The following is a 17,614-nucleotide window of genomic DNA, read 5'->3' as shown; positions in this document are numbered from 1 at the left end:
AGAGCAAGATCCCATCACCATTCTCGAAGAGCTGATGGCCGCGCGCTTCTCCTGCCGCAGCTTCCGCGCGGAGCCCGTGCCGCGCGCCACCATCGAGCGCATCCTGGCGGCGGCGCAGAAAACCGCGTCCTGGTGCAACAGCCAGCCCTGGCAGGTCGAGATCACGTCGGGCCCGGCGACCGAGGCTTTCCGGAAGGTGATGTATGCGGCGGCCTCCAGCGGCAAGCCGCCGTCAGGCGACTTCTCGTTTCCGCGCGAATACACCGGCGTCTATCTGGACCGGCGGCGCGAGAGTGGTTTCCAGCTCTACAACGCGCTCGACATCCCGCGCGGCGACAAGGCCGGCTATGCCCGGCAGGCGCTGGAGAACTACAACTTCTTCGGCGCGCCGCATGTGGCGATCATCCACAGCGACGAGGCGCTCGGCACCTACGGCGCGATCGACTGCGGTGGCTACGTCACGAGCTTCATGCTGGCGGCGCAGGCGCTCGGCATCGCCACCGTGCCGCAGGCGGCGCTGGCATTTCATTCCGACGTGGTGCGGCAGCATTTCGGATTAGGTGACGACCGCAAGGTGGTCTGTGGCATCTCGTTCGGTTATCCCGATCTCGGTCACAAGGCGAACTCCTACCGCACCAGCCGCGCCGCGGTTGCCGAGACGGTCCGATTTCACGACGAATAACTTCGCGTCCGTAAGTCGTGCGCGCGTATTTGTTGCCGGCGGAGTTCCGTTTTGCGGGACTCCGGACGGGGCAAGACGACCCACGAGTCCCTTTTTGTAAACCGAGTTTGCTGAACAGGGAGCAGCTCGGGCGGCGGTGCCATGATTTTGCCGAGCTGTCGTCCACGTTCGGCGAGCGCGTTTCGGCAACGATGCTCGCGCTCTCCTGCCCGACCTTCACATCGAAAGCCGCTCTGAAATCAACAGTTTGTCCGCGATCTGCCAATCGAGGCTCACTGCTGCAGGGACCGGAGGGGTGGCGAGGGTCGGTGCAGGAGCGCTAGTGGTTGCTGTTGCCCGATTTGGGCGCGCACTTTTCCCTGAGCTCGTGGGCTTCAAGCAATGATATTGACAAAATCCTCTCCAACATTTTGAGTTGCATTGCCCGAGCGTCAACGATGCAAAATTGTAGTAGCTCGATGATCTTCTCGATTGAAGGTTCAGTCACGGCTCAAAACCTGAAGTGTCAGCGATGGATTCCATGAATACGCCCTCCAACCTTTACGTCCTCGAGGTGGATGAGGCGACGCTCCTTGGTCACCGCCTCTTGAAGGCTTTCCATAAGCTAAGGCTGAAGCGGCACCGGGAACAGCTCATTGCGCTGGCTGAGCGGCTCGTGGAAGATGAAGAAAGATATCCGGCAGGGCCTGGCGGCTGACGTCTTCGAGACCTTGCCACGTCAGCGTCGGCCGCGTCAGGCCGATCTGCTTGCAGAGTGACTTCCACGTCGTTTCATCGCAGTCGACGAGCACGGCCATTACCGACATCCCATCCATCATGTGAGGTACGCCGAGCGGCCGCGCCTTCCAGCCGCACTTCTCGAACCGCGGCAGCCACCAGGTTTCGAGCACGATCGAAAAGCCGGTCAACCCGATCGAGATGCCGTACTCCATGATCGCAGTCAGCAGCAGCATGTCGATCCGCGGGCCCGCATGCTCGCCGCGGCGCTCGGGGATCACGAAGATGCGCGACAGCTCGTAGACGTCCGGGCGTTGGATCGTGCCGCGCAGATTCAGATACGGGAAGATGTCGCTCATCAGCGTCGGCATCAGCGTTGGCACCGCGCGCATCGAGCCGATCAACTGGCCGTTGTCGATGCAGAACAGATAGACCGAATCCTCGGTGTCGAACTGATCGATCTCGCGCCCGTCGGGACGATCGAGCGCCGTCCACTTGCGCTGCTTGACGTAAATCTCGTGGCGCAGCCGGTAATACGGATCGAAATATTTCTCGTACAGAGCGCGATTATCTTTTCGAACGACATGAATCTCAGGCATCGAAACCCCCGGTCGTCTGAATCAAATTGGGGTTTGCAGATTGCCGATGCGCTCGAATTGATCCAGTGGGAGAAACGCCAGATCAGATCGAGATCTCGCCGTTGACAAGAGCGGTCGCAACCGTCGCCGTCTTGTTCTTGGTCGAAAGCTTGCGCTGCGCCTCCTCCAGATGCCAGCGGACGTTGCGTTCGGAGACGCCGAGGATGCGCGCCGTCTCCCACGCGGTCTTGCCGCGCGCCGCCCAGCTCAGCACCTCGGCCTCGATCCGCGACAGGCGTCGGCTTTGGTTGCTCGCGGCGGAGCGCGCCAATGCGCGCAGCCTGCTGTGCGTGAAGATGCTGATCAGGTGCAGCGCGCCCCGCGCGTCGGGGGCGAGATTCGGATTTTCGCCTGCAAGGCTGACGGCGCCCACGGCATCGTCGTAGTGGATGGGAACGCAGAAGCCTTCGTTCAACCGGAAGTCCTTCGCGCGCATCATCACCTCATGCGCGCCGGGCTCGTCCTCGCGGTTGTAGGGCACCTCCGTCCACGCGAATGGATTCAATGTCGAGATGCAGTGCCGCGGAATCGGATCGCAGCGGTGGAATTGCTCGCGCGCATACATGTCGAACCATTCCCGCGGCCAGCCGTTGGCGAGAATGGTCTGCTGCAGCGATTGGCCCGAGGTCGGCACGCCGGCCATGATGTAGGCGTGAAAGCCCAGGTCGCTGATCATCTTCTCGAACTGGGAGAGCACGCTTGCGCTGGTCTTCGACGCCTCGATCGCATCGACGTACTCCAGAGCTCGTCGTCCCCAATACGCGTCCATCACTTGCATGTGAAAGTCTCCGCCCGCGGTTCAAGCTAGCCACGGACAAAAAGCTGTCAACCGCAAATTGGAGGTTTAGGTCGATAGTTCGTTGAGCGTGTGTCAGAACACCGGCTGGATACAGACGTTTGCATGCAAAATTTATCAGTTCGGAGCGCAGCTGCGCTCAGAATCTTGGCATTCTCTTCTCTGCAAACGATTTCATGCCTTCGCGGATCTCGGCTCCACTCATGCTGTCCTGATGCCTGCGGCGAGCGGCCGCATCGTCGAGGGCTCCGCGGGCAAATTCGTTGATGGCGCGCTTCATGCCGCGCATGGCCGACGGAGCATTGCCGGCCAGAATGGCCGCCAGCCGGTCGACCTCCGCATCGAGCGCATCGGCCGCCACCAAGCCGGTGAGATAGCCGATGCGCAGCATTTCAGCCGCGTTGATCTTCTCCGCCGTCAGGAACAGACGCTTCGCATTGTCGATGCCGAGACGGGAGACGTAGCGCTTGATGCCGTTGGGGTAGTAGTGCAGCCCGAGCCGCGCCGCCGGCATGAACATCTCGCTCGTATCGACCCCGATCCGGAAATCGCAGGCCAGCGCCAGATCGGTCGAACCCCCGTAGACCCCGCCGTTGAGCCGGCAGATCGTTGGCAGAGCGAGGTCTTCCAGCCGGTCGACGACCTCTTCGAATGCCGGGCTGGAAGCCTCGGCCGTATCCGCCGGCGTTGCGCCGATGGCGCCAAGGTCGAAGCCGGCGCTGAAGGCGCGTCCGGTGCCGGTCAAGACCAGCACGCGCAAGGCGGGGTCGGCCTCGACCTGGTCGAACAGCGCCAGCAGCGCGCCGAGATCCTCCGGCTGCAGCCGGTTGAGATGGCGCGGACGGTTGAGCCGAATGGTGGCGCGGGCGCCGTCGATGGTCAGGAGCGGCTTGCTCGGCGCGTCATCGGCCTGGGTGGTCCGTCCGGTCGTCATGTCCTGTTCTCCATGGTTCGGCGCTTGGCCTCGGCATCGATGCTCTGCGCCAGATCGGGGTGGCGTGCCATCAGCACGCGGAAATCGACGAGGTCGAGGACCAGCAGCTTCGACAGCCCGGTCGTGCTGATGTCGGCCGAGCGCAGGTTGTTCCCGAGCAGCGCCATCTCGCCAAAGAACGCGCCCTCGCCGAGCCGGACCTTCTTGCCGGGAAGGTCGACCTCGACCTCGCCGGAGGCGATGAAATACATGCAGCCGCCCGGCTCGCCCTTGCGGATCACGGTGGCGCGCGGCGGCAGGTCGATGGTGCGCAGCATCTGCGCAACGTCGGCGATCGTGGAGGGCCCGAGGCTGGCGAAGAACGGTACCCTGCTGACCGATTCCCAGGTCTTCAGAAAGTTGTCGCGCCGGGTTTCCGCGGCGAAGGCGGTGGGCAGGATGCCGGTCCACAGGCCGAACACGCCGAGGCCGGAGATCATCACCGTGGCGGCGACCACCCGCCCGAGCGGCGTGATCGGCACCACGTCGCCATAGCCCGTGGTGGTGAGGGTCGCGACGGCCCACCATAGCGCGGACGGGATGGTGCCGAAGGTGGCCGGCTGCTCGTCGTGCTCGAGCGCGTATTCGGCGACCGATCCGAGAAGCAGCACCAGCAGGAACAGCACCAGCACCGACAGCAGCGGGCGTGCTTCGACCACGAGCACCCGGCGGAGTTGGCGTAGGCCCGGGACGCCGGGGATCACCTTGAGCACCCAGATGACCGCCAGCAGCCACGCGGTGCGTACCTCCATGCCCGAGGCCAGCGCGACCGGAACGGCAAGGACGGAGAGCGTGTCCAGCAGCCCCCGGCCCGACATCAGGTAGGCGGCGGCGCGATACGCCCGCGCCGCCTGCTGAACCCGAACGGCCCATTCGACGACGAAAAAGACAAGGCATCCCCACAGCAGGGCGATGATCCAGCGCCGTCCAGCCTCGTAGGCCGGGTCCATCGTCAACAGCACCGTGGCGCTCATGCCGAGCGCCACGGCCACATAGGCCGCTCTGGTCATGTTGCGTCCGGCCAACGCGGTGACGAATGCCGCCAGGGCAGGGTGCTGCGGTTTGGTCATGGGCGGCGGGCGTCAGTCGCTGGTCTCAGAGCCGCAGGAGATCGCGGCGGCGTCAAGGTGCCCCGATCGGGGAAATCCCGTCAACGATGCGGGTCGGTCGGTTGGGCAGCGTCATCCGGCAGGTCTAGCCGTTCTACTTCGAGCGGGGAATTTTTCCGTGCCGGCTCAAATACCGGTTCAAACGTCGTCTGATCGCCGTATATCAGAGGCCGGCATGGACACGCTAAATTAGGCAAAAGGAGGCCGGAACCGAGCGTCCGCCCTCCTGCGTCCCAAGAGTCTGGTTGATCCCGATGGATACCTCACACCTGGTCGAACATGCGGGCGCCGCCGGCAGCCTCTTCGCCTCGATCTTCGTGGTCGCCACGCTGTCGATGCGGACGATGATTCCGCTGCGGGTTTTCGCCATCCTCACCAACATCGTCCTGATCGCGACTGCGGTGCCGATGCACAACTATCCGGTCCTGATCCTGCACGGGGTGCTGCTGCCGCTCAACAGCTACCGGCTCCACCAGATGCTGCAGCTGGTCCGCGACGTGAAGCAGTCGGTCAACAGCGACCTCTCCATGGAATGGCTGAAGCCGTTCATGACCGAGCGCAAATGCGGTCCCGGCGAGGTGCTGTTCTACAAGGACGAGAAGGCCGACAGCATGTACTACATCGTCAGCGGCCGCTTCCGCCTGGTCGAATCCGGTATCGAGCTGCCGGTCGGTGCGATCGTCGGCGAGTTCGGCATGATCTCGCCGTCCAATACGCGCACGCAGACACTGGAATGCGTCGAGGGCGGCCTGATCCTGTCGGTCTCCTACGACCAGGTCGAGCAGCTCTACGTCCAGAACCCCGCCTTCGCCTTCTACTTCCTGCGCCTCGCCAGCGCCCGGCTGTTCCAGAACATCGAAACGCTCGAGCGGCGTCTGGCGCAACAGACCACCGCGCCGGCGCCCGTCGCCAAGCCGGCGTGATCCGGGAGCCTGAAGCCCAGTGAAAAGCGTCCGGTCCTCGCTGCGATATCTCTTCGCCGACGTCATCGGCGGCGACGATGGCGAGCCGCCTTTTCTGCCTCAGGGCCTTCCTGACGCCGCCGTGCCGGCGGTGAGCGATGGCATCCATCTGCTGATGGAGTATCAGGGCGCGAGCTACGCGCAGCTCTATGTCGATCGCATCAAGCGGTTCGTGCGCAGATCGAACGTCGATGCTGGCATGCTGTCCGAGATCGCGCTGCTGCTGGCCGCCCGCATGGCCTATGAGGATCCGATCCGGATCGCCCAGCTCAGATTGATCAGCCTCGACATGGGGCGGCGCCCGGGGGGGCGCGAGAGCGACGACGTCAGGAGGTTCCGCCTCGACGAGCTGATCGGTGCGCTGCCGCAAGCCGTGGCGGAATCGTTGCTGGCAGTCTTCGAGCAGATCGGCTGGCTGGGTCGGCGCCGGGTCAAGGTCCGCTTTTCGGTCCGATCGCGGTTGGCCATTCGCCGCCTCAAGCTGATGGCCGGCCTGCGGCGCTGGCGGCTGCAGTCGGTGCGCTATGGCGAGGAGCGCGCCTGGGCCGAGCGGTGGCTGCACATGATCGCGCGCGCGCTGGACAAGCAGCCTGCGGCGGCGCCCGCCGTGATCGCGACGGCGACCATGATCCAGGGGCAGGGCGACGGCTACCGGCAGGGTCTCGCCGATTGGCATGCCATCATCGATGGCCTGGCCAAGCCCACCTTCGATGGCGTCCTGCCGATCTCGGATCTTGCCTCCGCCATCGCCGAGGCGCGCGCCGTTGCGCTGGCAGAGCCGGGACAGGGGGCGCTGAAGCGGACCATCGCGCAGATCCGGGCGAGGGCGCTCTCAGTGCCGAAGGCCAACGCCGCGGAATGACGCCGCCGCAGCGACGGTTGCCGCGGCGTGGGTAACCTTACCCCCGGCGGGATTGCCGCGAAGGGTAGCAGGGTGCGATTTGAAGTTCCCTTTCGCGTGCAATTCGCTACCGGAGATGTCATAAGCGTCGCATACGCGTCGAATTGGCCGGGTATTCTCATCAGATTGCGCTGAACGCCTCCAGTTCCCCGTGCGTCCAAGGTTGGGTTCCAAGGGTCAGTCGTAGCGAGAGCGTCAGCTTTGTCTTTTCCCTCTTTGTCGTCGCAGGTTCCGGTTGGTGCGCTGGTCGGCTGGATGCTGCTGCTGACCTTCAAGCACATCATTGGCGACTTCGTGCTGCAGAACGCCTGGATGGCCTATGGCAAGGACCAGCGGAAGGGCTGGGCGCTGCCGCTGTTGGTGCACTGCCTGATCCATCTCGCCGTCGCCATGGTCCTGATCCTGATCGTCGCGCCGAGATTCTGGTTCGTCGCCGTGATCGACTTCGCCATTCACATCACCATCGATCGCCTGAAGGGCATCTGCTCGTCGCGGTTCGGCATGAATACCGAGCACCCCTGGTTCTGGACCCTGATCGGCGTCGATCAGGCGCTGCATCACCTCACCGGCTTCGGGCTCTCGATCTTCATGGCCGCGAACGGCTGAGCCCGGCCACGGCGCGTCTCGGCGCACCGGCCGCGGCAGCCCCCGTGTCAAGCCGGGGGTGGGACGACCGTTCGGTTTGGTTAACCGACCGTTAGCGATTCGCGCTGCATCGTCGCGGCATGGCAATCAAACCGATGCTTCAAAGCCGCGATGCGTTCGAGAGCGATTCGTGCCCGGTCGGCGACGAGCTGCTCGGCGAGCTCTACCGTGCCGACGCCAACGGGCTGCCCGCGCTGGTCGAGAGCGTGTCCGCCGATGTGAGGGCCATGCTGGCGCTGTTCTGCTACAGGCGCACGCATCTTCACCCGCTGGCGCTTGCGATTGCATCCACCTGCAGCGAGCAGGACCTGTCGCAGTTCGGCGGCCGGGTCGGATCGGCGCTGTATGCGCAATCCCGCGGGGGCCGGGCGGGTCCGGCCAGCACGACCTCGAGCCGCAAGCCGATCTCGCTGTCGACCAAGCCGCTCTCGGTGATGAAGCCGTTCGAGGACGATCTCGACGACAGCCCCGAGCCGGTCATGGCCTGACTTCCCGTCTTCCTCGCCTTTGGCTCAGGCGAGCACTTGCAGCCCGAACTTGCGTCGGGCCATCGCGCATTCGGCGTCACCGGGCATGCAGGTCCGGCACACCTCGGGGCGGATCGCGTAGATCCGGCACGCGACGGAACGCGCGATTTCGCCATCGAGCGCGCAGCAGCGGTCGCCGTCGCAGCGCATGCCCGACAGCCGCTCGTTGACCAGCTCCGCCGGGATGAGGTCGAGCGCGGCATCTTCCTCGATGGTGAAGCGCGGCCAGTTCGACGAATAGGCGCAGCACGCGCCGCAGCTCTGACAGGGGCTGACGTCAAGGTCATCGGGCATCGGTTCAGACATCCTTGGGAACCTCCCACACCAGGCTGCGCCGCCATTTGGCGCGCAGCGCCTCGCGCCTTTCCGGATATTTGTCGTCGAGATAGTCCGCCTCGACGACACGGTCGGTCCTGAAGCTGCGGAAGTCGTGGCGCAGCTCGCACCAGGCAGCGAGGATGCGGACCGCGTCGTGATAGCCGATCGCGATCGGCCAGATCACGCGCTCGCTGTCGCGGCCCTGCTCGTCGCGATAGCGCAACCTGATCTTGCGGCCCTCGTGGATCTGCGAGCGTGTGCGCGCCATGTCGATGTGGTCCGGCTCGCGCATCCACGGCCGCGGGGCGCGACTCGCCGGCTCCAGCACGAACGGCCGCAGCCGCTCCGGCACGGTGTCGGCGATCTTGGCCATCAGGTCCTCCGCCGCGCGCGCCAGCACCGGGTCGGCGTTGACCGCGACCCATTGCGCGCCAAGCACCGCCGCCTCGATCTCGTCCGGCGTCAGCATCAAGGGCGGCAGATCGAAACCTTTCTCCAGGATGTAGCCCATGCCGGCCTCGCCGCGAATCGGCACGCGCTGGCCGATCAGCGTGGCGATGTCGCGATAGATCGTGCGCTTCGACGTCTCGAGCTCGGCCGCGATCGCGTCCGCCGTCAAGGGGCGGCGCGTGCGTCTCAGCACCTGGATGATCTGGAATAGCCGGTCGGCGCGTCTCATGGTGTGTCCTGCATGGGCGAGCACCCCCGCCGATGCTGACAGGATGCTGGCAGCAGCCCGCCTTTATACCGGGTCAACAACGAGATTGAAGGGGTGATGTCGATGATGATGTTTTATGGCCTTGGCCTTGCCACCACGCTACTGCCGCTGCTGACACCATGGTGGCAGCAGCATGCTCGTAGCGTCCGGCGTCTGCTCAGGAAGTCGGGAGTGCTGTCATGATCACATTGTTCGGTTTGGGCGCGGGCTTCGGCCTGCCGGAGATCAGCCCCTTCGTCACCAAGACGGAGGTGCAATTGAAGATGGCGGGCCTCGCTTTTCGGAAGCAGCGGGCGATGCCGCCGGCGTCGCCGAAGGGGCAACTGCCCTTCATCGACGACGGCGGCGAGCTGATTGCCGATTCGACCTTCATCCGCGCCCATGTCGAGCGCAAATATGGCTTCGACTTCGATCATGGACTCGACGTGCGCGCGCGGGCGCAGGCCTGGGGGTTCGAGCGCATGATCGAGCATCACCTGTATTTCGCGCTGGTCGGAGCGCGATGGGTCGATCCGGTCAACTTCGCCAAGGGGCCGGCGCATTTCTTCGACGGCGTGCCGGCCGACAAGCGCGAGAAGCTGCGCGAGGACGCGCAGTTTCGCGTCGCCGAGAACTACCTGATCTCCGGGCTCGGCCGCCATGCGCCGGATGAGGACGTCGATCTCGCCGCGCGCTCGCTGCGCGCGCTGTCGGTGCAGCTCGGCGACCGGCCCTATCTGATGGGCGACCGTCCGTGCGGCACCGATGCGACGGCGTTCGCCGTCATCGCCGGCATTCTCACCCCGTTCTTCGAATCCGAGCTGCGCCGGCGCACCGAAGGCTTTGCCAACCTCGTCGCCTATGCCGACCGGATGATGGCGCAATATTACCCCGAGTTCGAATGGGGCGGGGCAGCCGAGGCGGCGTGAGCTGATCAGTCGAGTCCGACTCACCGTCATTCCGGGGCAAGGCCGCAGGCCTTGAACCCGGAATCTCGATGTCGTCTTGCGTTCGTTGTTAACAATCTCGAGATTCCGGGTTCAATCGCCAGTGCGCCGCTGCGCACTGACGATTGCCCCGGAATGACTAACAAGCGAAAGGCGCGGCCCGCAGCGCGCAGGACCTAGGCGGAGGGCTTGCTCTCGCCCTTCAACGTCGCCAGCTCGGCCTCGAGCTCCGCGATGCGAGCATCGCGAAAGGCCAGCGCTTCCGCGACGTCGGCCGCGTCGAACTTCTGCGGGATGTGTTGCGGGCAGTTGGTGTCCCACGCGCTGATCGTGAACAGGATGACCTGCTCGGGCCGAGCCTTGTAGCCTCCCGGCATCAGCGAGGCCGTCAGCGCGGCATCGTCCTCCACCACCCGCGCCGTCCCCCAGATCTTCACCCGGCGGCGATGCGCGTAGTCCATAATGAAGATGTAGGCGTGCGGGTTCTCCGACAGATTGCCCTGCGTGATGTATTGCCGGTTGCCGCTGAAGTCGGCGAACGCCAGCGTATGGCTGTCCAGCACCTTGAGAAAGCCCTTCGGTCCGCCGCGATGCTGGATGTAGGGCTGGCCGTCGGCCGAGGCGGTCGCGAGATAGAAGCTCGTGGCCTCGGCGAGGCGGCCGGCGAGATCGGCGTCGACCGCGTGGCGAAAGCCGCGGCTCTGCTCCACATGCGCGTAGCTGTCGCGCGACCCTTTGCGCGCCTGGATCGCCTTCGCGGCGGGTGAGAACATGACGTCGCCGGGTGCCTGGATGGTTGTCTGGGTCATCGCAATGACTCCTTGTCGCTGCGGCAGTGACTGCCGCCATCACGCCAATATGGTCCGAATCCCCCTGGGAAATAATCCGGCTAGTTGACATTGTATTGTTGCAGATGTTGCAATAATCCCATGGACCGCATCGACGCCATGCAGGCTTTCGTCACCGTCGCCGAGCTGAACGGCTTCGCGCCGGCGGCGCGCCGGCTCAAGCTGTCGCCATCGGCGGTCACCCGTTTGGTCGCCGCGCTCGAAACGCACCTTGGCGTCCGCCTGCTGCAGCGGACGACGCGCTCGGTGACGCTGACCGATTCCGGACGACGCTATCTCGAACGCGCTGGCCGCATTCTGGCCGATCTGGCGGAGGCGGAGCGCGCCGCGGAGAGCGAGCGCCTGCAGCCGGTGGGGCGGTTGGTGGTCTCGGCGCCCGTCGGCTTCGGCCGGCTCCATGTCGGTCCTGTCATGGCTGCGTATCTGAGCCGCTATGCCGAGGTCGCGGCCGAGCTGCGCCTCGAGGACCGTCAGATCAATCTGGTGGAGGACGGCGTCGACTGTGCCGTCCGTATCGGCCATCTCGGCGATTCGTCGCTCGTGGCCCGCCAGGTCGGCAGCATGCGCCGGATCGTGGTCGGTGCTCCCGCTTACTTCAAAGTCCATGGTGAGCCGCGGATGCCCGAGGCGCTGGCGAAGCACCAGACCATCCAGTTCGGCCCGGCCGACGAATGGCGCTTCGTCAAGGACGGCAGGGAGCTGCGGATTGCGGTCAGCCCGCGGCTTGTCACCAACAATGCCGACGCAGCGATCCAGTATGCCGAGGCGGGCGGCGGCGTGACACGGGTGATGGCCTATCAGGCAGCGGACATGCTGCGCGGCGGGCGCCTCAAGCGGGTGCTGGCGAAATACGAGCGCCGCCACTCCCGATCCACATCGTGTTTCCGAGCTCCCGCCTGCTCTCCGCCAAAGTGCGCGCCTTCATCGACCTGATCACCGCAACCTGCGACTGGCGTTTCGACTGAAAGCGACTACAACGCCACACCCCGTCATTCCGGGGCAAGGCCGAAGGCCTTGAACCCGGAATCCCGATGTTGTCTTGCCTCTGTTCTTCATCATCTCGAGATTCCGGGTTCAATCGACAACGCGCAGATGCGCGTTGCCGATTGCCCCGGAATGACGAGTGGATGCGATTGCGCCGACCTTGGTGCGACACTGGTCTTGATGCGAAAGACCGGCGGTTTCGATCACTCCTTCTTCGGCACCACCCGGAAGGTCGCGTTCGCACGCGCGATCACGGCGTCGTCGGCCAGCACCAGGCTCTGGACGAAGCAGACGGTGCGTCCGCTCTTGATGACGTCGCTCTCAACGCTGAGCCACTGTCCGGTCCCGGCGCTGCCGATGTAGTCCACTGCGAGGTTGATCGTCACCAGCGACGCCTCCCAGCCTAGCGCCTGGGCGCAGCTATAGCCCATCGCATTGTCGGCCAGCGATGCGATCAGCCCGCCATGGATCAGCCCGCGCGAATTGGTGTGCGGCGTGGCGAGCCGCAGGCCGAGGATGACGGCCTTGTCGGCTTTCTTGGCGTAGAGCGGCTCCCAAGGATCGGTGAACGGGCTCTTGCGGAAATGCGGTTCGAATCCGGCGGGGATGCTGCTCATGCGTGTCTCGATCGTTGCTGGCGATGTCCGCAGTCAACGACATCAGCGCGGATTTTGCACCGCCTACAAAGTTTCAAACGTCTTTTGCGCGGGCGTTTGACACGTTGCGCATCGGATGCACGGGATGGGCCGAGCGCGATGTCGCCGGCCGTCCGGTGCGGCCCTGCGGCAATTTCGTGGTGCGATGCTCCCGCCGGGCAATTTCGGGTGCAGGCGAGATCCTTAACGTGTTAATGAAATGGCCATGTGCCTGCAACTTTCGTCTGCCAGACTTGCGCTGGCGGGCGCGATAGGCTCCGCTTGGCGCGTGCACTGGTGGCCAACCTGCCGCCGTGCTTGCAATGATGCTTATATGCTATAACAATGAAGCAAAGGGCCCTCGAAGGCCCCCTGATGGAGGAGACGATCCCGATGAGGAAGACGCTTCTGGCGTTGGCTCTGGCCGCCGGTGTGACCCCCGCGCTCGCGCAGGACAAGACATTCGAATTGAAGATCTCGCACTGGGTGCCGGCGAGCCATCCGCTGCAGAAGGCGCTGGAGGACTGGGCCGCGTCGGTCGAAAAGGCCTCGGGTGGCACCATCAAGGGCAAGGTGTTCCCGGCCCAGCAGCTCGGCAAGGCCTTCGACCATTACGACATGGCGCGCGACGGCATCGCCGATGTCACTTATGTGAATCCCGGCTATCAGCCCGGCCGTTTCCCGATCATCGGCGCCGGCGAGTTGCCGTTCCTGATTTCCGACGCCAAGGGGGGCTCGGAAGGTTTGGACGCGTGGTATCGCAAATATGCCGAGAAGGAGATGAAGGACGTCAAGTACTGCCTCGCCTTCGTCCACACGCCGTCGGCTTTCCACACCCGCACCAAGAAGGTCGTCGTGCCCGAGGACGTCAAGGGCATGAAGATCCGCCCGGCCGATGCGACGATCGCCAATTTCGTCACCCTGCTCGGCGGCACCAACGTGCAGTCGTCGGCACCGGAAGTGCGCGACATCATCGAGCGCGGCGTCGCTGATGGCGTCACCTTTCCGGCGGGCTCGCTGGTGCTGTTCGGCGTCGACAAGGTCACGAAGTACCACATGGATGCGCCGTTCTACGTGACGACCTTCGTCTTCGTCATGAACAAGGACAAGTACAACCAGATGTCGGCGACGCAGAAGAAGGCGATCGACGACAATTGCAACACGGAAGCCGCCGGCCGGGTCGGCGAGCCCTGGGGCAAGTTCGAGGACGCCGGCGTCGACAAGATCAAGGCCGAGTCCGGCCAGGAGGTCTACAAGCTGTCGCCGGAGCAGACCGCCTTGTGGAAAAAGGCCTCCGAGCCGCTGTTCAAGACCTGGGCCGATGGCGTCAAGAAGACCGGCGTCGACGCCGAGGCCGCCATGACCGAGCTGAAGGCCTCGCTCGCCAAGTACAAGGCGCTGGCGCAGTAGCGATCGCGATCATCGCAGATGCCGCGCCTCCCGCCTCATTCCGATGGATGCGGCAACAGGCGCGCCCTCGACGCGCGCTCCGATCCACCGCGCCCCGCTTGCCTCACCCCAACCCTCTCCCCGCATCCGCCTTCGCTCTTCGAGCTACGGCGGACAAGAGCGGGGCGAGGGGGCCCACCGCCTGCTGAGCAACAGCTCGCGCTCAATCTTCAGGTTTACGACTAAGATCAAACGGGGACGCCATGCAGCGCGCCTTCATGGACCGGATCATCGACGGGATCGAGTGGATCGCCGCGTTCTTCGTCGGCATCGTCGCGCTCGACATCTTCTTGTCGGTGCTGCTCCGCAACACGCTGAACTATTCAATCCCCGATTCCTTCGACATCGGGCGGATGCTGCTCGGCATCCTGATCTTCTGGGGCATTGCCGCGACATCGTACCGCGGCACCCACATCACGGTGGACCTCATCTGGGGCAATGTCGGCCCGCGCTATCAGCGCTGGATCGACATCTTCGCAACGCTGGTGCTGCTGTTCGTCGTCACGGTGCAGACCTGGACCCTGTTCGACAAGGTGCGCGGCACCTATGAGGACAACGTCCTCACCTTCGATCTGCACATGCCGACCTGGCCGTTCTTCGCCATCGCCTGGATCGGCGACGTTTCGGCGGTGCTCCTGATCGCCATCCGGACCTATCGCCTGATTTTCCACCCCGAGGAGATTCATGACCCTCACATCAAGCCCACGGAGTAGCGCCGCATGAGCACGGATGCGGTTGCCGTCATCGGCTTCGTTGCGCTGTTTGCGCTGATGCTGCTGCGCGTGCCGGTGGGCATGGCGATGGGACTCGTCGGCGTGTCGGGCTTCGCCTATCTCGTCAACGGCACGGCCGCGTTGAAGCTGGTCGGCCAGACCTCGATGCGCACGGTCACGGACTACACGTTCGGCGTGATCCCGATGTTCCTGCTGATGGGAACGTTCGTGTCCAACTCGGGCATGAGCCGCGAGCTGTTCCGCGCCGCCAACGGCTTTGTCGGCCATCTGCGCGGCGGGCTCGGCATCGCCACGGTCGCGGCCTGCGGCGGCTTCGCCGCGATCTGCGGCTCGTCGGTGGCGACCGCCGCGACGTTCTCGGCCGTGGCCTATCCGGAGATGCGCCGCTTCGGCTATCCGCAATCCTTCGCCACCGGCGTCATCGCCGCCGGCGGCACGCTCGGCGCGATGCTGCCGCCCTCCACCGTGCTCGCCGTCTACGGCATCATCACCGAGCAGGACATCGGCAAGCTGTTCATCGCCGGCATCATCCCCGGCCTGCTCGCCATGACCATGTACATGATCACCATCACGGTGATCGGCCGCGTCCGGCCGGATTTCCTGCCCAAGGGCGAGGCGCTGCCCTGGAGCGAGCGTATCAAGGGCCTCAAGGGCATCTGGGCGCCGATGCTGCTGTTCCTGTTCGTGATCGGCGGCCTCTACGGTCTCCCCTTCCTGCCGCGCTTCACGCCGACCGAGGCCGGCGGCGTCGGCGCCACCGGCGCGTTCCTGATCGGCGTGTTCACGGGACGGCTGAACAAGGACAAGATCCTGGCCTCGCTGCTGCAGGCCACGCGCACCGCGGCGGCCGTGTTCACGGTGCTGATCGGCGCCTTGATCTTCGGCTACTTCCTGACGGTGACGCAGACGCCGCAGAAGGTGACCGAATTCCTCACCGGTCTAGGCCTCGGGCCCTACGGGGTGCTGGCGCTGATCATGGTGATGTATCTCGTCCTCGGCTGCCTGATGGACGCGATGGCGATGATCATCCTGACCGTGCCGATCATCTTCCCCGTCATCTCCCATCTCGGCTTCGATCCGATCTGGTTCGGCGTTATCATTGTGATGACCGTCGAGCTCGGCCTGATCCATCCGCCGGTCGGCATGAACGTGTTCGTGATCAAGAGCGTGGTGAAGGACGTGTCGTTCTCGACGATCTTCAAGGGCGTGCTGCCGTTCGTCGCGACCGACCTGATCCGGCTGGTGATCCTGATCGCCTTTCCGCTGCTCGCCACCTGGCTGCCGCAACAGATGATGAACCGCTGATGACGACGCCCATCCTCGATACCCGCTACGTCTTCACCCTCACCGTCATGATCGGCGAGGTGACCTCCGCCGGCGAGACCGGCATCGGCGTGCGCCGGATCATCCCGATCCATGGCGGCGAGGTGAAGGGGCCGGGCCTGGATGGTGAAGGCATCAGCGGCACAATCTGCAACTTCGGCGCCGACTTCCAGATCATCCGTCCCAACGAGCTGATCGACCTCGAAGCGAAGTACGCCTTCGAGACCGACGACGGCGCCACCATCTATGTCGAGAACCGCGGCATCCGCTTCGGGCCGGTCGACCTCCTGCAGAAACTCAAGCGCGGCGAGCCTGTCGATCCCAAGCTGATCTACTTCCGCACCCACCCGCGGTTCGAGACAGGCCATCAGAAATATCGCTGGCTGACGGAGCGCATCTTCGTCGGCTCCGCCGCGCGGCATCTGGACCGCGTCATCGTCGACGTGCACATGGTGTCGTAGGCAGACGCTCTGCCGTGGAAGGACTGTGGGCCGCTCTTCTGTGCGGCGCGATCACGTACGGGGTGGCGCCGCTTGGGGCCTCATGGTTCGAGACGCGCCGCGAGCGGCGCTCCTCACCATGAGGGTTGAGATCTCACGGCGAAATCAGCCCTCGTCCTGAGGAGCCCGCCGGAGGCGGGCGTCTCGAAGGACGGTGGAGGGCACACTGCCGCTGCACGCGATCGTTAAATGCGATCGCCCCCCTCTTGCGGAAGAGGGGGGCTGAGATGTGAAGGCAACGATGTCCAGGGGAGACGAAATGCTTAGTCCTCGTCGTCCCAATCCGAAGCCCTGCGGTAGCCGTGGTCGCAATTGCGATCGCGGTGAGCCGGCACGTAACTGTAGCCCTCGTCGCCGTAGCCGTCATACGCCGCATCGCGATAGTGGGAGCGGTATTGGTATTGGGGCCGGTATTGGTATTGGGAGCGGTAGACCGGCGCAGGCTCATACGCTTGCGCTTCCGACGCCAGCGCGCCGCCGATGAGAGCTCCGACGAGCAGGCCGCCGATCAGCGCCCCATTGCGTCCGTCGTGCGCCTGGGCTGGCGCCGAACCGGCGAACAGGGTTGCGGTCACGGCGAGAGCGGCGATGCCGCCTGCGATAGATTTCTTCAGCGAAACCATGGTCCCCTCCATTGGGAAGTGTGGTGACGTTCTACATGGCGCGCCTTGAAGCCGTGCTGAATGCGACGTTGTCGGCCGTTCATCTGCGAAGCCGCCAGCCTTTGCGGGCCGGAGCGCCCCTTGCGAGCATCAGCAGCCGTTTGGCGTTGGATGACGATGGGACGTCGCCACGGAGAGCGAAGCACTGTCTGGCGATGCCATACGGCGCTTCAGGAAGTCAGAAAAATACTTGCGTATTTCCGAAAAACATGATTGTATCACCCCATCCCGTCCCAAGCCGAGGGGCGTTGCGCGCGATCGTCACGACACGCGGGGCGGGGAGCGGTGGCCGCGATGATGCCGCAGCGTGTCTTCGGATGCGTGGACGAACGGCATGGCGCGGACGCGAAGTCGTGTGGTCCTGACCTCCCGGTGCCGAGGTCAAGCGCGCGACGAGGGCGTTGCCCTCGCGCGAGCGACGGGGTCAATCAGCCGGTCCCCGGGGAGAGCACGAAGTAAGCGTGAAGACCATCGCGCAGGGAATGCCGGAGGTGGATTCAATTGGTCGTCGCAACACTCGATGAGGAGGTTGCGATGGGCATTCGAAAGAAACGGTCAACGCGGGGC

At 64.6% G+C, this 17,614-nt stretch carries 19 protein-coding genes and 1 pseudogene; 11 read left to right on the top strand and 9 right to left on the bottom strand.

Going from position 1 to position 17,614, the window contains the following annotated elements; translation table 11 throughout:
* Positions 1–34: 34 nt before the first annotated feature.
* Complete coding sequence (locus tag QX126_RS22725) at positions 35–682, top strand: nitroreductase (protein ID WP_315783985.1); 648 nt, start codon at positions 35–37, stop codon at positions 680–682.
* Between the two features lie 632 nt (positions 683–1,314).
* Here QX126_RS22725 and QX126_RS22720 read toward each other — a convergent pair.
* The 4 genes from QX126_RS22720 to QX126_RS22705 all read right to left on the bottom strand — a co-directional run bounded on the left by QX126_RS22720 (position 1,315) and on the right by QX126_RS22705 (position 4,876).
* Positions 1,315–1,998 (bottom strand): acyl-homoserine-lactone synthase, encoded by a 684-nt coding sequence (locus tag QX126_RS22720; protein ID WP_315734768.1) that lies wholly within the window; start codon positions 1,996–1,998, stop codon positions 1,315–1,317.
* Between the two features lie 82 nt (positions 1,999–2,080).
* Complete coding sequence (locus tag QX126_RS22715; RefSeq protein WP_315734766.1) at positions 2,081–2,815, bottom strand: LuxR family transcriptional regulator; 735 nt, start codon at positions 2,813–2,815, stop codon at positions 2,081–2,083.
* A gap of 157 nt (positions 2,816–2,972) precedes the next feature.
* On the bottom strand, positions 2,973–3,767 hold the full coding sequence (locus tag QX126_RS22710) for an enoyl-CoA hydratase/isomerase family protein (RefSeq protein WP_315783778.1): 795 nt from the start codon (positions 3,765–3,767) through the stop codon (positions 2,973–2,975).
* A complete protein-coding gene (locus tag QX126_RS22705) occupies positions 3,764–4,876 on the bottom strand; it encodes a cyclic nucleotide-gated ion channel (protein ID WP_315783775.1) in 1,113 nt (370 codons plus the stop codon). The genes QX126_RS22710 and QX126_RS22705 overlap by 4 nt, the downstream gene beginning before the upstream one ends.
* Positions 4,877–5,169: 293 nt before the next feature.
* Here QX126_RS22705 and QX126_RS22700 point away from each other — a divergent pair, with 293 nt between their 5' ends.
* The 4 genes from QX126_RS22700 (at position 5,170) to QX126_RS22685 (ending at position 7,911) form a co-directional block, all read left to right on the top strand.
* The gene (locus QX126_RS22700; protein WP_315713745.1) at positions 5,170–5,838 is read left to right on the top strand and encodes a cyclic nucleotide-binding domain-containing protein; all 669 of its coding nucleotides are present in this window, start codon (positions 5,170–5,172) and stop codon (positions 5,836–5,838) included.
* 19 nt (positions 5,839–5,857) lie between these two features.
* A complete protein-coding gene (locus QX126_RS22695; RefSeq protein WP_315783773.1) occupies positions 5,858–6,739 on the top strand; it encodes a DUF6537 domain-containing protein in 882 nt (293 codons plus the stop codon).
* Positions 6,740–7,033: 294 nt separating this feature from the next.
* Positions 7,034–7,384 carry a DUF3307 domain-containing protein gene (locus QX126_RS22690; RefSeq protein WP_315735691.1) on the top strand — a complete coding sequence of 117 codons (351 nt, stop codon included), beginning with the start codon at positions 7,034–7,036 and terminating at the stop codon, positions 7,382–7,384.
* A gap of 134 nt (positions 7,385–7,518) precedes the next feature.
* Positions 7,519–7,911, top strand: a complete 393-nt coding sequence (locus QX126_RS22685; RefSeq protein ID WP_315735689.1) for a hypothetical protein — start codon at positions 7,519–7,521, stop codon at positions 7,909–7,911.
* 24 nt (positions 7,912–7,935) lie between these two features.
* Here QX126_RS22685 and QX126_RS22680 read toward each other — a convergent pair whose 3' ends face one another.
* Positions 7,936–8,256 (bottom strand): YkgJ family cysteine cluster protein, encoded by a 321-nt coding sequence (locus tag QX126_RS22680; protein WP_315734757.1) that lies wholly within the window; start codon positions 8,254–8,256, stop codon positions 7,936–7,938.
* Positions 8,249–8,947, bottom strand: a complete 699-nt coding sequence (locus tag QX126_RS22675; RefSeq protein ID WP_315734755.1) for a YafY family protein — start codon at positions 8,945–8,947, stop codon at positions 8,249–8,251. Before QX126_RS22675 ends, QX126_RS22680 begins: the two co-directional genes overlap by 8 nt.
* A gap of 218 nt (positions 8,948–9,165) precedes the next feature.
* On the opposite strand from QX126_RS22675, the gene QX126_RS22670 reads away from it, so the two are divergent.
* The gene (locus QX126_RS22670; RefSeq protein ID WP_315734752.1) at positions 9,166–9,894 is read left to right on the top strand and encodes a glutathione S-transferase family protein; all 729 of its coding nucleotides are present in this window, start codon (positions 9,166–9,168) and stop codon (positions 9,892–9,894) included.
* Between the two features lie 194 nt (positions 9,895–10,088).
* On the opposite strand, the gene QX126_RS22665 is transcribed toward QX126_RS22670, so the two are convergent.
* Positions 10,089–10,721 carry a pyridoxamine 5'-phosphate oxidase family protein gene (locus QX126_RS22665; protein WP_315783771.1) on the bottom strand — a complete coding sequence of 211 codons (633 nt, stop codon included), beginning with the start codon at positions 10,719–10,721 and terminating at the stop codon, positions 10,089–10,091.
* Between the two features lie 120 nt (positions 10,722–10,841).
* Here QX126_RS22665 and QX126_RS22660 point away from each other — a divergent pair.
* Positions 10,842–11,725 (top strand): annotated as a pseudogene (locus QX126_RS22660) (LysR family transcriptional regulator).
* A gap of 222 nt (positions 11,726–11,947) precedes the next feature.
* On the opposite strand, the gene QX126_RS22655 reads toward QX126_RS22660, so the two are convergent.
* Complete coding sequence (locus QX126_RS22655; RefSeq protein WP_315783770.1) at positions 11,948–12,361, bottom strand: PaaI family thioesterase; 414 nt, start codon at positions 12,359–12,361, stop codon at positions 11,948–11,950.
* A 411-nt stretch (positions 12,362–12,772) separates the two neighbouring features.
* Here QX126_RS22655 and QX126_RS22650 point away from each other — a divergent pair, with 411 nt between their 5' ends.
* From QX126_RS22650 to QX126_RS22635, 4 genes are all read left to right on the top strand, one after another.
* Positions 12,773–13,789, top strand: a complete 1,017-nt coding sequence (locus QX126_RS22650) for a TRAP transporter substrate-binding protein (protein ID WP_315783768.1) — start codon at positions 12,773–12,775, stop codon at positions 13,787–13,789.
* A 242-nt stretch (positions 13,790–14,031) separates the two neighbouring features.
* Positions 14,032–14,541, top strand: coding sequence for a TRAP transporter small permease (locus QX126_RS22645; protein WP_315734741.1), 510 nt, complete (start codon positions 14,032–14,034; stop codon positions 14,539–14,541).
* A 6-nt stretch (positions 14,542–14,547) separates the two neighbouring features.
* Complete coding sequence (locus QX126_RS22640) at positions 14,548–15,867, top strand: TRAP transporter permease (protein WP_315734739.1); 1,320 nt, start codon at positions 14,548–14,550, stop codon at positions 15,865–15,867.
* Positions 15,867–16,346, top strand: coding sequence for a DUF3237 domain-containing protein (locus tag QX126_RS22635; RefSeq protein ID WP_315783766.1), 480 nt, complete (start codon positions 15,867–15,869; stop codon positions 16,344–16,346). The genes QX126_RS22640 and QX126_RS22635 overlap by 1 nt, the downstream gene beginning before the upstream one ends.
* A 302-nt stretch (positions 16,347–16,648) precedes the next feature.
* Here QX126_RS22635 and QX126_RS22630 read toward each other — a convergent pair whose 3' ends face one another.
* Complete coding sequence (locus tag QX126_RS22630) at positions 16,649–17,008, bottom strand: hypothetical protein (RefSeq protein ID WP_315783765.1); 360 nt, start codon at positions 17,006–17,008, stop codon at positions 16,649–16,651.
* Positions 17,009–17,614: the final 606 nt, after the last annotated feature.

The organism is Bradyrhizobium sp. SZCCHNPS1003, assembly GCF_032381555.1.
Classification (GTDB): Bacteria; Pseudomonadota; Alphaproteobacteria; order Rhizobiales; family Xanthobacteraceae; genus Bradyrhizobium.
This window is presented reverse-complemented; position numbering and strand designations above follow the sequence as displayed.

Excerpts from the sequence above, each read along its gene's own strand:
- QX126_RS22725 (WP_315783985.1), top strand. The coding sequence starts at position 35 with ATGGCCGCGCGCTTCTCCTGCCGCAGCTTCCGCGCGGAGCCCGTGCCG.
- QX126_RS22720 (WP_315734768.1), bottom strand. The coding sequence starts at position 1,998 with ATGCCTGAGATTCATGTCGTTCGAAAAGATAATCGCGCTCTGTACGAG.
- QX126_RS22715 (WP_315734766.1), bottom strand. The coding sequence starts at position 2,815 with ATGCAAGTGATGGACGCGTATTGGGGACGACGAGCTCTGGAGTACGTC.
- QX126_RS22710 (WP_315783778.1), bottom strand. The coding sequence starts at position 3,767 with ATGACGACCGGACGGACCACCCAGGCCGATGACGCGCCGAGCAAGCCG.
- QX126_RS22705 (WP_315783775.1), bottom strand. The coding sequence starts at position 4,876 with ATGACCAAACCGCAGCACCCTGCCCTGGCGGCATTCGTCACCGCGTTG.
- QX126_RS22700 (WP_315713745.1), top strand. The coding sequence starts at position 5,170 with ATGGATACCTCACACCTGGTCGAACATGCGGGCGCCGCCGGCAGCCTC.
- QX126_RS22690 (WP_315735691.1), top strand. The coding sequence starts at position 7,034 with ATGCTGCTGCTGACCTTCAAGCACATCATTGGCGACTTCGTGCTGCAG.
- QX126_RS22685 (WP_315735689.1), top strand. The coding sequence starts at position 7,519 with ATGCTTCAAAGCCGCGATGCGTTCGAGAGCGATTCGTGCCCGGTCGGC.
- QX126_RS22680 (WP_315734757.1), bottom strand. The coding sequence starts at position 8,256 with ATGTCTGAACCGATGCCCGATGACCTTGACGTCAGCCCCTGTCAGAGC.
- QX126_RS22675 (WP_315734755.1), bottom strand. The coding sequence starts at position 8,947 with ATGAGACGCGCCGACCGGCTATTCCAGATCATCCAGGTGCTGAGACGC.
- QX126_RS22670 (WP_315734752.1), top strand. The coding sequence starts at position 9,166 with ATGATCACATTGTTCGGTTTGGGCGCGGGCTTCGGCCTGCCGGAGATC.
- QX126_RS22665 (WP_315783771.1), bottom strand. The coding sequence starts at position 10,721 with ATGACCCAGACAACCATCCAGGCACCCGGCGACGTCATGTTCTCACCC.
- QX126_RS22655 (WP_315783770.1), bottom strand. The coding sequence starts at position 12,361 with ATGAGCAGCATCCCCGCCGGATTCGAACCGCATTTCCGCAAGAGCCCG.
- QX126_RS22650 (WP_315783768.1), top strand. The coding sequence starts at position 12,773 with ATGAGGAAGACGCTTCTGGCGTTGGCTCTGGCCGCCGGTGTGACCCCC.
- QX126_RS22645 (WP_315734741.1), top strand. The coding sequence starts at position 14,032 with ATGCAGCGCGCCTTCATGGACCGGATCATCGACGGGATCGAGTGGATC.
- QX126_RS22640 (WP_315734739.1), top strand. The coding sequence starts at position 14,548 with ATGAGCACGGATGCGGTTGCCGTCATCGGCTTCGTTGCGCTGTTTGCG.
- QX126_RS22635 (WP_315783766.1), top strand. The coding sequence starts at position 15,867 with ATGACGACGCCCATCCTCGATACCCGCTACGTCTTCACCCTCACCGTC.
- QX126_RS22630 (WP_315783765.1), bottom strand. The coding sequence starts at position 17,008 with ATGGTTTCGCTGAAGAAATCTATCGCAGGCGGCATCGCCGCTCTCGCC.